The sequence below is a fragment of the Mesorhizobium sp. genome (assembly GCF_004962245.1).
In the GTDB taxonomy this organism is placed as follows: domain Bacteria; phylum Pseudomonadota; class Alphaproteobacteria; order Rhizobiales; family Rhizobiaceae; genus Mesorhizobium.
This window is the reverse complement of the sequence record NZ_SUHQ01000001.1, coordinates 107,954-119,882: the sequence shown is the minus strand read 5'-3', so window position 1 is coordinate 119,882 and position 11,929 is coordinate 107,954. Positions and strand designations below refer to the sequence as shown.

12 protein-coding genes are annotated in these 11,929 nt (G+C 62.7%); 8 read left to right on the top strand and 4 right to left on the bottom strand.

Features of this window, described 5'->3' with window-relative positions; genetic code table 11:
- The first annotated feature begins 141 nt into the window (after window positions 1-141).
- A complete protein-coding gene (locus tag E5X88_RS00580) occupies window positions 142-1,620 on the top strand; it encodes a peptidoglycan DD-metalloendopeptidase family protein (protein ID WP_292157169.1) in 1,479 nt (492 codons plus the stop codon).
- Window positions 1,621-1,786: 166 nt separating this feature from the next.
- Here the strand turns inward: E5X88_RS00580 and E5X88_RS00575 are convergent, their stop codons facing one another.
- Window positions 1,787-2,662, bottom strand: coding sequence for an ATP-binding protein (locus tag E5X88_RS00575; RefSeq protein ID WP_292157167.1), 876 nt, complete (start codon window positions 2,660-2,662; stop codon window positions 1,787-1,789).
- A 290-nt stretch (window positions 2,663-2,952) separates the two neighbouring features.
- On the opposite strand from E5X88_RS00575, the gene yajC reads away from it, so the two are divergent.
- From yajC to E5X88_RS00555, 4 genes are read left to right on the top strand one after another with little or no spacing between them, the layout of a single operon-like run.
- On the top strand, window positions 2,953-3,291 hold the full coding sequence (gene yajC, locus E5X88_RS00570) for a preprotein translocase subunit YajC (protein WP_065007771.1): 339 nt from the start codon (window positions 2,953-2,955) through the stop codon (window positions 3,289-3,291).
- A 51-nt stretch (window positions 3,292-3,342) separates the two neighbouring features.
- Window positions 3,343-5,895, top strand: coding sequence for a protein translocase subunit SecDF (secDF, locus tag E5X88_RS00565; protein WP_292157165.1), 2,553 nt, complete (start codon window positions 3,343-3,345; stop codon window positions 5,893-5,895).
- Window positions 5,896-5,909: 14 nt separating this feature from the next.
- The gene (locus tag E5X88_RS00560; protein ID WP_292157163.1) at window positions 5,910-6,299 is read left to right on the top strand and encodes an Mth938-like domain-containing protein; all 390 of its coding nucleotides are present in this window, start codon (window positions 5,910-5,912) and stop codon (window positions 6,297-6,299) included.
- A gap of 1 nt (window position 6,300) precedes the next feature.
- Window positions 6,301-7,152, top strand: coding sequence for a phytoene/squalene synthase family protein (locus E5X88_RS00555; protein WP_292157161.1), 852 nt, complete (start codon window positions 6,301-6,303; stop codon window positions 7,150-7,152).
- 23 nt (window positions 7,153-7,175) lie between these two features.
- On the opposite strand, the gene trmFO is transcribed toward E5X88_RS00555, so the two are convergent.
- A complete protein-coding gene (gene trmFO, locus E5X88_RS00550) occupies window positions 7,176-8,588 on the bottom strand; it encodes a methylenetetrahydrofolate--tRNA-(uracil(54)-C(5))-methyltransferase (FADH(2)-oxidizing) TrmFO (protein WP_292157159.1) in 1,413 nt (470 codons plus the stop codon).
- A gap of 150 nt (window positions 8,589-8,738) precedes the next feature.
- Here trmFO and E5X88_RS00545 point away from each other — a divergent pair, with 150 nt between their 5' ends.
- On the top strand, window positions 8,739-9,290 hold the full coding sequence (locus E5X88_RS00545; protein WP_292157157.1) for a hypothetical protein: 552 nt from the start codon (window positions 8,739-8,741) through the stop codon (window positions 9,288-9,290).
- Window positions 9,291-9,644: 354 nt separating this feature from the next.
- On the opposite strand, the gene E5X88_RS00540 is transcribed toward E5X88_RS00545, so the two are convergent.
- Both E5X88_RS00540 and E5X88_RS00535 read right to left on the bottom strand, forming a co-directional pair.
- Window positions 9,645-9,785 carry a DUF1127 domain-containing protein gene (locus E5X88_RS00540; protein WP_006203482.1) on the bottom strand — a complete coding sequence of 47 codons (141 nt, stop codon included), beginning with the start codon at window positions 9,783-9,785 and terminating at the stop codon, window positions 9,645-9,647.
- 50 nt (window positions 9,786-9,835) lie between these two features.
- Entirely contained in the window at window positions 9,836-9,976 is a 141-nt protein-coding gene (locus tag E5X88_RS00535) for a DUF1127 domain-containing protein (protein WP_006335194.1), read from the bottom strand.
- Between the two features lie 237 nt (window positions 9,977-10,213).
- On the opposite strand from E5X88_RS00535, the gene E5X88_RS00530 reads away from it, so the two are divergent.
- Complete coding sequence (locus E5X88_RS00530) at window positions 10,214-11,329, top strand: DUF2157 domain-containing protein (protein WP_292157153.1); 1,116 nt, start codon at window positions 10,214-10,216, stop codon at window positions 11,327-11,329.
- Window positions 11,326-11,907: a GDYXXLXY domain-containing protein gene (locus tag E5X88_RS00525; protein WP_292157151.1), complete on the top strand. Its 582-nt coding sequence runs from the start codon at window positions 11,326-11,328 to the stop codon at window positions 11,905-11,907. The genes E5X88_RS00530 and E5X88_RS00525 overlap by 4 nt, the downstream gene beginning before the upstream one ends.
- Window positions 11,908-11,929 lie beyond the last annotated feature (22 nt).

Sequence of the window (11,929 nt, the reverse complement as noted above, 5' to 3'; positions counted from 1 at the left end):
TGACCTGAGCCGCAACCCGCCCAAGCCCAGCTTTAAATATTTTAAGAAAATTTGCGTCTGATTCTAGCGGTTTAACCGACCAGTAACATTAACGCGCTTTAATCACGGTCAGTCTGTACCGGGTATCTGCGGGTAAATGCGATGCAATTCAGTATTTTGAAGGCAAACGGACGCAACCTGGCGCGTAGCTTCGCCGTCCTCATGGTTGCGGGCACCGCGGCGGGATGCAGTTCCCAGGTCTCGCGGTTCAACAGCGTCGATGACGTTTTCACCTCCTCGACCAACAACCAGCGCACGATTATCGACAAGCAGGACACCGCCCAGCCTTATCCCGGCGACGCCCCGGTTTCGGCCGCGCCGCTCGACGGCAGCCACACCCAGTCGGTCACCCGCTCAAGCCTCGAACCGCCGGTGACGACGCAGCAATTGCCGCCTGTCAGCCAGGCGCAGCCAGCCCCCGCGCTGGCGCCTGCCTCCCAGGTCGACCGGACCGCGACCGGGACAGTGGCAAAGCCGTTCAAGGATGCACAGCCTGACGCCCCGCGCGTGGCGACGGCAGGCGGCGAACCGCGTGCCACCGAGATCGTCGTCAAGGACGGCGAGACCATTTCCGGCCTGTCGCGGCGCTACGGCGTGCCCGCCGATGCGCTTATGAGGGTCAATGGGCTGAGCGCCACCAACGGGCTGAAGGCCGGCCAGAAGCTCGTCATCCCGGCTTATGCCTATTCGAGCAAGAAGCCGGCGCCGAAGCTTGCCGACGCAAAGCCTGCCAACGACACCAAGCATGATTTGCCGGCCAAGGCGCCGGAGATGGTGGCCGTGCTGCCGCAGCAGCCGAAGCTCAAGGAGGGCAAGTCCGCTGCGCAGGTGGATGCATCGGCCGCAGCAAGCCAGCCGAAGGACGGAAAAGCCGCCCCCAAGCCGGCTGGCGCCGGTGGCACCTACACGGTCCAGCAGGGCGATACGCTGACGGCCATCGCCAGGAAGACCGGCGTCGGCGTGGTTGCGTTGAAGCAGGCGAATGGCATGCAGGACGGTCTGCTCAAGATCGGCCAGACCCTGAAGGTGCCGGCCGGCGGAACCGCGACGGTTGCCAGCGCCAAGCCGGCAAAAGTCGATCCGGTAACGACGGCCACCACCCAGCCCGCGGCAAAGACCACTCCGTCGGAGACACTCGCCGCCTACACGCCGCCGAAGAAGGATACGAAGCTCATCCAGCAGGCCGAGGACGACGACGCGGTGGCGCCTGACGCCACCGGTATCGGCAAGATGCGCTGGCCGGTGCGCGGCCGCGTGATCTCCGGCTTTGGCGGCGGCAAGGATGGTGTCGACATCGCCGTGCCGGAAGGAACGCCGGTCAAGGCGGCCGAGAACGGTGTCGTCATCTATGCCGGCGATGGCCTCAAGGAATTCGGCAATACGGTGCTGGTGCGCCACGAGAACGGGTTGGTTACGGTCTATGGTCACGCCCGTTCGATCGAGGTCCAACGCGGCCAGAAGGTCAAGCGCGGTCAGGAAATCGCGCAGTCCGGCATGAGCGGCACCACCGACTCTCCGAAACTGCATTTCGAAGTGCGCAAGAATTCGGCGCCGGTCGATCCTTCGACCTATCTGGAATAGAAGAAGTCGACCCTTCGACCTATCTCGAATAGAACAAGAAAAGCGTTTGCAGGCCGCCTGACCTCCAGTCCGGCCCGCCGGCTCAGCCCGCTCCGCAAGGGGCGGGCTTTTTCAGTTGCTTTTCTGGACCACGATCTTGTCCGAACCGAAGGCTCGGCATCATGGTCTAATCCTTGAGCGATTTGCCGAGCCGGCCTGCCAGATCCTGGGTGAATTGCCAGGCGACGCGGCCTGACCGGCTGCCGCGCGTCGTCGCCCATTCCAGCGCCTCGGCCCGCAGCGTCTCGGGATCGACGGCAAGGCCGTGATGGCGGACATAGCCGTCGACCATGTCGAGATACTCGTCCTGCGAGCATTTGTGGAAGCCGAGCCAGAGGCCGAAACGGTCGGACAGCGAAACTTTTTCCTCGACCGCCTCCGACGGGTTGATAGCGGTCGAGCGCTCATTGTCGATCATGTCGCGCGGCAGAAGGTGGCGCCGGTTCGACGTGGCGTAGAAGATCACATTGGCCGGGCGGCCCTCGACGCCGCCTTCGAGTGCCGCCTTCAGCGACTTGTAGGATGTGTCGTCGTGGTCGAAGGAAAGGTCGTCGCAAAACAGGATGAAACGATAAGGTGCCGCCTTCAGCAGCGCCATAAGCTTCGGCAGCGTGTCGATGTCCTCACGGTGGATCTCGATGAGCTTGAGCGGCAGGTCCAGTTTCGTCGAGGCATTGATGGCGGCATGCACGGCCTTGACCAGCGAGGATTTTCCCATGCCGCGTGCGCCCCACAACAGCACATTGTTGGCTGCGTAACCGAAGGCGAAGCGCTCTGTGTTGTCGACCAATATGTCGCGGACGCGGTCGACGCCGCGGATCAGGCCGATGTCGACGCGGTTCACCTTGCGCACCGGCTCCAGATAGCCGGGATCGGCCTGCCAGACGAAGCAGTCGGCCTCTCCGAGGTCGGTTTCCGGTACCGGCGGCGGGGCGAGGCGGGCGACCGCCTCGATCAGGCGGTCGAGTTTCTTGTTCAGGGCTTCGATTGTGCTGTCGCTCATCTTATCTTTTTTGTTTTGCATTCGGGAGGGCATGAGACGGAACCTGTTTGGTTCCGGCGGTTTCGGAACCGGTTCCAACCTTTTGTTAGAGCATGATCTTTTCCGAAAATCGGCGTTGTTTTTCGGGACCATGCTCTAACACGGCTCAACCAGCCGGAAAAGCAGCTGAAATGCCTGGCCGCAGTTGCATTGGCAACGTTACCGACTATATTCCGGCCAAATTTCACGGGGCCGCCAAATTTCACAGGATACGGTTTGGCGGCTGTTTTTCAAAATTCAGGAGTACCTCAATGTTCGTGACACCGGCATATGCCCAAGGCGTCGGCACCTCTCCGGATATGTTCATCAGCATTTTGCCGTTTGTCCTGATTTTTGTGATCATGTATTTTCTGATCATCCGGCCGCAGCGCACGCAGTTGAAGAAGCGCGGCGAGATGCTGGCGGCGGTCCGCCGCGGCGACACGGTCATCACTGGCGGCGGTTTCGTCGGCAAGGTGACCAAGGTGATCGACGACAATGAGCTCGAGATCGATCTCGGCGGTGGCACAAAGGTAACGGCGCTGCGCTCGACGATCGCAGATGTGCGTGTCAAGGGTGAGCCGGTGGCGAACCAGAACGCCAAGAAATAACCGGATTGTCGGCGGAACGATCCGCTAGAACGCCCTGACGGACGACGCCATATGCTTTACTTCTCGCGCTTCAAGATGATCCTGATCTGGCTGGCCGTGGCCGCCACTGTGATCCTCGCTGCGCCCAACCTTTTTTCGGCAAGCACCCTCGCCAGGCTTCCCGACTGGGTGCCGAAGCGCCAGATGACGCTCGGCCTCGATCTGCAGGGCGGCTCGCATATCCTGCTCAGGATGGATCCGAACGATCTGATCAAGGATCGGCTGGAGACGACGCGCGACGAAATCAGGACGCGGCTGCGCGACGCCAAGATCGGTTACACCGGCCTTTCCGGATCAGGCCGGACCGTGCAGGTCCGCATCACCGATCCCAGTCAGGTCGATGCCGCCAAGACAGCGCTGAAGACATTGACCGACCCGGTGGCCGCCGGCCTGTTCAGCGGCGGCTCCGTCCAGGAGATGTCGCTGGATGATTCCGAGCCCGGCCTGCTCAAATTCGCCGTCACCGATGCCGGCATCAAATACCGCACGTCAGCCGCGCTGGCGCAGTCGCTCGAGGTCGTCGATCGCCGCGTCAACGAACTCGGCACCACCGAGCCGATTGTGCAGCGCCAGGGCGAAGACCGCATTCTGGTCCAGGTGCCGGGCCTGCAGGATCCGCAAAGGCTGAAGGACATTCTTGGCCAGACCGCCAAGCTGACCTTCCAGATGGTTGACCAGTCGATGCCGGTGCAAGACGCGCTCAACGGCCGTCCGCCGGCGGGGTCCTCGATTCTGTATTCGCAGGATGATCCGCCGGTTCCGTATCTGATCGAGAACCGCGTCATCGTTTCGGGCGAAAATCTCGTCGATGCGCAGGCGACATACAATTCGCAGACCAACGAGCCGGTGGTTTCGTTCACCTTCGATTCCAAGGGAGCGGCGCGCTTCGGCCAAGCCACCTCGCAGAATGTCGGCAAGCTGTTTGCCATCATCCTCGACAATCAGGTGATTTCGGCGCCGCAGATCCGCGAACCGATCCTTGGCGGCAGCGGCCAGATATCGGGCAATTTCACCGCCGAAAGCGCCAACGACCTCGCCGTGCTGTTGCGTGCTGGCGCGCTGCCGGCGACGCTGACGGTGATCGAAGAGCGCACTGTGGGCCCGGGCCTCGGCGAGGATTCCATCCGCGCCGGCAAGATTGCAGGCGTGATCGGCTCCATCCTCGTCGTCGTGTTCATGTTCGTGGCCTACGGCTTTCTCGGTTTCATAGCCAACATCGCGCTGGCGGTGCATGTGGCGATGATCGTCGCGGTGCTGTCGTTGCTAGGCGCGACGCTGACCTTGCCGGGCATTGCCGGTATCGTGCTGACCATCGGCATGGCGGTCGATTCCAACGTCCTTATCTATGAGCGCATCCGTGAGGAGCGGCGAAACGGCCGCTCGGTCATCCAGGCGATCGACACGGGTTTTTCGAAAGCGCTGGCGACCATCGTCGATTCGAACGTCACCTCGCTGATCGCGACCGTGGTGCTGTTCTGGCTCGGGACCGGGCCGGTGAAGGGCTTTGCCGTAACCTTCGCCATCGGCATTCTGACCACCGTCTTCACCGCCTTCACCTTCACCCGGCTGCTGGTGTCGATGTGGCTTCGCCGCGCCCGCCCGAAGGAGTTGCCGCGCGCGCCGGTGACCTTCGTCCCGCCGGGCACGCGAATTCCGTTCATGGGCATCCGTCGCTGGACATTCGCGCTGTCCAGCGTGCTGTCGATCCTGTCGGTCGTGCTGTTCATGACCGTCGACATCAATTACGGCATCGACTTCAAGGGCGGTTCGCTGATCGAGGTCCAGGCCAAGGATGGCACCGCCGATATTGCCGACATCCGCGCAAGGCTTTCGGAGCTCAACATCGGCGAAGTGCAGGTGCAGCAGTTCGGCGACCCGAACGACGTCTTGATTCGCGTCGGCACGCAGGAGGGCGGCGAGAACGCCGAACAGACCGTCATCGACAAGGTGCGCGGCGAGTTGCAGGACAATTACGATTTCCGCCGCGTCGAGGTGGTGGGGCCGACGGTTTCCGGCGAGCTCGCCAAGCAAGGCACCATCGCCATGCTGATCGCACTGCTCGGAATCCTGATCTATGTCTGGTTCCGCTTCGAATGGCAGTTTGCGGTCGGCGCCATCATCGCCACAGTCCACGACGTGGTCATGACGATCGGCTTCTTCGTCATCACCGGCCTTGAATTCAACCAGTCGTCGCTTGCGGCGATACTCACCATCATCGGCTATTCACTCAATGATACGATCGTCGTCTATGACCGTGTTCGCGAAGACTTGCGAAAGTACAAGAGAATGCCGCTGCCGCAACTGCTGAACAACGCCATCAACGAGACGCTGTCCAGAACCACGCTGACCTCGGTGACAACGATGCTCGCGCTGCTGGCGCTGGTCCTGTTCGGCGGCGAGGTGATCCGTTCGTTCACGCTGGCGATGCTGTTCGGCGTTGTCTTCGGAACCTATTCGTCGATCTTCATTGCCGCCCCGCTGCTCATCCTGTTCAAGCTGCGGCCACAGGCCGCGACGGCCGACGAGGAGAAGCCGGTGAGCGGCGGCAAAGCCGTGGCAACCTGACGATTTCCGCGCCCGTGGCAAAAGGCATCGTCATCCGCGAAGCGCATTTCCCCGGTCGTGCGCCGATCGAGGCCTATGGCAATGGCGGGTTCCGTTTCGCCGACATGTCGCATCGCGGCTCGCTTCTGTGCCTGCCGTCGGGCATCTACGGCTGGGAGCCGGCGGATCCCTTGGCATTGACGGCGGCGGATTTCGCCAAGCTGCTCGACGAGGCCGACAAGGTCGAGATCCTGCTGGTCGGTGCCGGCAAGGATCTCAGGCTGTTGCCGGCGGCGTTGCGTACCACGCTGAAGGCGGCGGGCATTGCGTCCGATCCGATGTCGACCGGCGCAGCCGTGCGGACCTACAATGTTCTTCTGGCGGAAAACCGTGCGGTGGCCGCTGCGCTTATCGCCGTCGAGTGACGTGAGCGAAAACGCTAAAATCGTCATGGAAACGGTGCGAGCCGCCGACCGTGACCGCTATGTTTCCGTGCTCTATGCGCCTGAAGACAAGCGTGAGGCACTTTTTTCGCTTTATGCCTTCAATGCCGAGATATCGGGCATTCGTGACCGTATCCGCGAGGCGCTGCCTGGCGAGGTGCGGCTGCAATGGTGGCGCGATGTCATCGTAGCCGAGGACGACGGGGCAAACATCGGCCATCCTGTCGCGGATGCTCTGAAGGCCACGATTTCCGCCTACCGTCTGCCGAAACCCGCGTTCGAGAACATGCTCGAAGCCCGCGTCTTCGATCTCTATGACGACCCGATGCCGTCGCGCACCGATCTGGAGGGCTATTGCGGCGAGACCGCAGCGGCACTTATCCAGCTTGCGGCGATGGTGCTTGATCCCGTCGAAGCGCCGCGGTTTGCCGAACTTGCGGGCAGGGCGGGTTGTGCACAGGCGATGACCGGCCTTTTGCTCCTGCTGCCGCTGCACCGCAAGCGCGGGCAATGCTTTGTCCCGGCCGATATACTGGCGGCGGCAGGGTCGTCGCCGGAGGCGTTCGTTGCAGGCGATGGTGGGCCTGGAGCGCAACGCGCTGTCGCCGCGATGATCGCGCTGGCGCGGGAGCACTTGTCTGCTTTCGAGCAGGGTGCGTCGGCTTTGCCGGTTTCGTTGCGCCCGGCATTTCTGCCGCTGGCCTTGTCGCGCGCCTATCTCGGCAAGATGGAAAGTGGCCGCCATTTTCCTCTCGACGGCGCGGCGCGCCTCTCGGCTATGCACCGGCATTGGCTGCTGTTCCGGCGTGCGACACGAGGCTGGCCGGACGCCTGAAGGCTGCACGCGCTACGCAACTGCTACTCCGCCGCTTCCACCGCCAATGGTGCCAGTCCGAGCCATTCGCGGCAGTCGGCCAGCGCGCGCGAAGTCACCGCGCGCCGCTTGGCGACCGTCTTGTCCTTGCCGCGAAGGCGCTTTCCCTCGGCTTTCGGCGCTTCCACCGGGGGGAACAGGCCGAAATTAACGTTCATCGGCTGGAAGGAGCGCTTTCCCGGCTCGTCGTCGGAAACGATATGACCGCCGGTGATATGGTTGAGCAGCGCGCCAAAAGCCGTGGTCAGCGGCGGCAGCGCCGGCGCGTGGCCCAACCGCTCGGCGGCGGCAAAGCGCCCGGCAAGCAGGCCGATGGCCGCACTTTCGACATAGCCTTCGCAGCCGGTGATCTGGCCGGCGAAGCGCAGGCCGGGCCGCGACTTCAACTGCAGCGAGGCGTCAAGCAGCGTCGGCGAATTGATATAGGTGTTGCGGTGCAGGCCGCCGAGGCGGGCGAATTCGGCGTTCTCGAGGCCCGGGATGGTGCGGAACACGCGCACCTGCTCGGCATGCTTCAGCTTGGTCTGGAAGCCGACCATGTTGTAGAGCGTGCCCAGCGCATTGTCCTGGCGAAGCTGGACGACAGCATAGGCCTTCACCGACGGATTGTGCGCATTGGTCAGCCCCATCGGCTTCATCGGCCCATGGCGCAGCGTCTCGACGCCGCGCGCGGCCATGATCTCGATCGGCAGGCAGCCGTCGAAATAGGGCGTGCCTTCCCATTGCTTGAATTCGGTCTTTTGGCCCTCCAGAAGCGCCTCTACGAAGGCGAGATACTGCTCCTTGTCCATCGGGCAGTTGATATAGTCCTTGCCGGTGCCGCCGGGGCCGACCTTGTCGTAGCGCGACTGGAACCAGCAGATGTCCATGTCGATCGTGTCGAAATGGACGATCGGCGCGATGGCGTCGAAGAAGGCGAGCGCATCGGCGCCGGTCACTTCCGCTATCGATTGGGCGAGCCCAGGTGCGGTCAGCGGGCCGGTAGCGACGATCGCCTGGTCCCAGTCCGCCGGCGGCAGGCTGGGCACTTCCTCGCGCTGGATGGTGATGAGCGGGTGCGCTTCGAGCTTTCTGGTCACCGCTTGCGAAAATCCGTCGCGGTCGACGGCCAGCGCGCCGCCGGCCGGCACCTGGTGCGCGTCGCTGGCGCTCATGATCAGCGAACCGGCCAGCCGCATTTCGGCGTGCAGCAGGCCGACGGCATTGGTTTGCGCGTCGTCGGAGCGGAACGAATTGGAACAGACGAGCTCGGCCAGCCCATCCGTCTTGTGCGCATCGGTGCCGCGGACGGGACGCATTTCATGCAGCACGATCGGAACGCCAGCTTCGGCCGCCTGCCATGCCGCTTCGGAACCGGCGAGGCCGCCGCCGACGATGTGAATGGGATTCTTGTTCATGAGCGCCGAAATAATCTCTTGTAGCTGCGATTGCAATTGCACGAGTTAGCCGCGCTGTTGCCGCCAAGTGCTGCAATCGTCTACTGTCGAAGAATGGACGGGAGTCTTGGGGGCTTTGCCAGAGCGACATTTCTGACAGTCGTGATCGCCATGGGCGGATCAGCGGCCGCCGGCGAGCTGGCCGCGACGGCTTCCAAGCGGATCCCCATATGCCACGGCTACAGTTGCAACTACCGCACGATACTCGCGCTTGGCCCCGGCGACGGTGCGCGTTTCCGCTCTATCCTGCGTGCGGGCGCGGGTTCGCCTCAAGCCGAGCGCTCCGCCATTTCGAAGGCTGTCCGCTATTTCGAGCAGCGCATTTTCCGGGCCACCGGCGTTCGCGATCTGCCGCAGTCGGAATTCGGTGCATCGCGCATCAGGGGCCAGATGGATTGTGTCGACGAATCGACCAACACGCATGCGCTGCTGGTCTATCTTGCCGAGCGAAAATTGCTCAGGTTTCACAAGGTCGAGGGCAATGCCTCGCGAGGCCTTTTTGTCGATGGGCGCTATCCCCATTGGACGGCGGTGATCAGCGACCGCGAGGGCACCGAATGGGTGGTGGATACCTGGTATGCGCCGATGGGCGGCGCACCGGACATTTTTCCGCTGAGCCAGTGGAAGAAACGGGGCGTGCTGGAAAGCGGTGCGCTGAACTGACGACAGGGACGTCCCGCCAAAACGGCTCTCAGAGTGCTTCGACCCCGAAAAGCAACAACACCCGCCGGGGGAGGAGGTCCGGCGGGTGTCGTTTTGCTGGTCGATCCTCGGGAGGAGGTGAAGATCGACCGTATTCGTCATCGCCGGGGAGGAGGTCGGCTTTGACGAAATTCCTTTCGCCTGATGAAGGGGGGCGAAACCCCGGGACGAAACTCGTTTCGCCTTTTTTAACAGCGCCCGCCGCGGGAGGAGGTGCGGCGGGCGCCGTTTTTGTGGTCAACCCTCGGGAGGAGGTGAAGGCTGACCGTATCCGTCAGGGTCGGGGAGGAGGTCGACCCTGGCGAAATTCCTTAACTAGATCGCCTTGCGGGCGACGGTCTTGATCTCGTCGCGGACGATACCGAGATCATGGAGCTGGCGGTTCGACAGGCGACCCAGCTCGTTAACGGTGTCGCGGTAAACGCGCCAGTTACGATAGTTGCGGATCAGGTTCATTGTCGTTCTCTTTTCAAAACTGGTTCGGACCATTTGCGGTCCGAAGAGGATTAGACCGCCTTGCGGGCGACGTAGTGGATGTCGCTGCGGCTGATGCCGAGGTCGGTCAGTTCGCGGTTGCTCAGGCGGCTCAGCTCGGAAACGGTGTCCCGGTAGCGGCGCCAGTTGCGGTAGTTGCGGATCAGGTTCATGGTATTTCTCGTTTCGTCTTTCTTTCGGATCATTCCGTCTTTGTGTACGCACTGAAGATAGGTGGGGTCATATCGATTTAAAAGCGCTATTGGTGCATGGCAGCAATGCAAATTGTGCAATGCACCATCACCGCGCGCTCACGTCTTCGACATAGATAAACCCGAATAGGAAAATGCCGTGACGTCAACGGTTTGGCCGGATCGGCTGAAAAAAAGACCAAGCTGGGGGAGAAAGGCATGGCGAGCTATTCGTCACGGGTGAGGGCCGATATCGCACGATGGCTGCAGACCGGCCTGATCGATGCCTCGACGGCCGACGCGCTGACGCGCGACGTCGAGGCCAATCAACGCAGATCGCTGAGCTTCGGTTCGATCCTGGCGATGATGGCGGCGCTGCTGTTTGGCGCCGCCCTCCTGATCTTCGTCGCCGCCAATTGGGAAGCCATCCCGCGGCTGGCGCGGGTGGCAGCGCTCTTCGCGATCATCCTCGCCGGCTATGTCGGCGGCGCGGTGCTGAAGACCCGCGACCATGCGGCGATCGGCGAGGCACTCTGGATCGTTGCCGCGGCGGCATTCGGCGGATCGATCGCGCTGATCGGCCAGATGTATCATTTGTCCGGCGACGAGGCGTCGGCCTTGATCACCTGGGGCGCTGGCGCGGCCCTGGCGGCGGTTGCGCTGCGCTCGAACCCGCTGACCATCGCTTCCGTCGGCATTGCCGACGCCTGGCTGTTCCTGAAAGGGTTCGACTATTTCGGGCGCGCGGAATTTCCGCACCTCTTCGTCGTCATGGCGCTGGTGCTGTTTGCCATTTCGTTCTGGACGCGCAGCCGGGCGGCGCGGCACCTCATCATCCTGTCGGTCATCTTCTATCTCGTGCTGACGGCCACGGAATACGAAGCGCTGCAAGTCGCTGTCCCGCTCGTCGTCGTGTCGGCGCTGCTTTTCGCGGCCGCGGTCTTCGCGGCCGAGCCCGTCGACAGGATCGTGCAGCTTGGCGGCCGTCTGCCCTTGCATGCACTGATCGGGTTTCTTACCGGCCTGGCCATGATCCAGTTCGAACTGGCCGATGAAAGCAGCAACAGCGGCTTTGCCATTGCCTCGGCCGTTGCGCTTGCCGGCATTGTCGCTGCAATCGTGCTTGGCGGCCGCGAGAGCAGGGGCTTGCGCTGGGTTGCCTATGCCGGCTTCGCCTTCGAACTCGCCATCATCTATGTGGTGATGTTGCAATCGATGCTCGGCACGGCAGGTTTCTTCCTTGCGGCCGCTGTGCTTCTCGGCATCCTTGCCCTTGTCATCATCCGCGTGGAAAAGCGCATGAGGGCCCCGAACGTGGAAGGAGCGGCGGCATGATGACCGGTAAAAGACTTATTATCTCGGCGCTGGTGCTGGGGCTCATCCAGATCGGCTTCCTGAGTTGGATCATCGCCGGTCGGGCGGCGATCCTGCGCGACGGCAAGCAAGTGCTGCTGAGGGTCGAACCGATCGATCCGCGCGATCTGCTGCGCGGCGATTATGTTCGCCTTGGCTACGAGATTTCGCGCATACCGGTGAAGCTGATCGCAAACGTTCCGGCCGGCAAGCTGTCCAGTGACGACACATCGATTGTGGTCAGGCTGAAGCAGGGGGCCGACGGCTATTGGCGGGCGGCTGCGGCCTGGTTCGGGCAAGCGCCGGCGCCGGCGGCATCCGACGAAACCGATATCGTCGGGCATGTGGCCGAGGGCTGGGATCTCAGCGCGGCCACGACGATTGCACCGGATTACGGCATCGAACGTTTCTATCTGCCGGAAGGCGAGGGGATGGCGATCCAGAACGACATGCGGGTGCGGCCGTTCGGTGTGCGCGTCGCAATCGCGGCCAACGGCACCGCGCAGATCAAGGCGCTGATGGACGGCGACAAGACGCTGTTCGAGGAGCCGCTTTACTAGAATTTGACAGCATGGCCGGTCC

Excerpts from the sequence above, each read along its gene's own strand:
- E5X88_RS00580 (WP_292157169.1), top strand. The coding sequence starts at position 142 with ATGCAATTCAGTATTTTGAAGGCAAACGGACGCAACCTGGCGCGTAGC.
- E5X88_RS00575 (WP_292157167.1), bottom strand. The coding sequence starts at position 2,662 with ATGAGCGACAGCACAATCGAAGCCCTGAACAAGAAACTCGACCGCCTG.
- yajC (WP_065007771.1), top strand. The coding sequence starts at position 2,953 with ATGTTCGTGACACCGGCATATGCCCAAGGCGTCGGCACCTCTCCGGAT.
- secDF (WP_292157165.1), top strand. The coding sequence starts at position 3,343 with ATGCTTTACTTCTCGCGCTTCAAGATGATCCTGATCTGGCTGGCCGTG.
- trmFO (WP_292157159.1), bottom strand. The coding sequence starts at position 8,588 with ATGAACAAGAATCCCATTCACATCGTCGGCGGCGGCCTCGCCGGTTCC.
- E5X88_RS00545 (WP_292157157.1), top strand. The coding sequence starts at position 8,739 with ATGGGCGGATCAGCGGCCGCCGGCGAGCTGGCCGCGACGGCTTCCAAG.
- E5X88_RS00540 (WP_006203482.1), bottom strand. The coding sequence starts at position 9,785 with ATGAACCTGATCCGCAACTATCGTAACTGGCGCGTTTACCGCGACACC.
- E5X88_RS00535 (WP_006335194.1), bottom strand. The coding sequence starts at position 9,976 with ATGAACCTGATCCGCAACTACCGCAACTGGCGCCGCTACCGGGACACC.
- E5X88_RS00530 (WP_292157153.1), top strand. The coding sequence starts at position 10,214 with ATGGCGAGCTATTCGTCACGGGTGAGGGCCGATATCGCACGATGGCTG.
- E5X88_RS00525 (WP_292157151.1), top strand. The coding sequence starts at position 11,326 with ATGATGACCGGTAAAAGACTTATTATCTCGGCGCTGGTGCTGGGGCTC.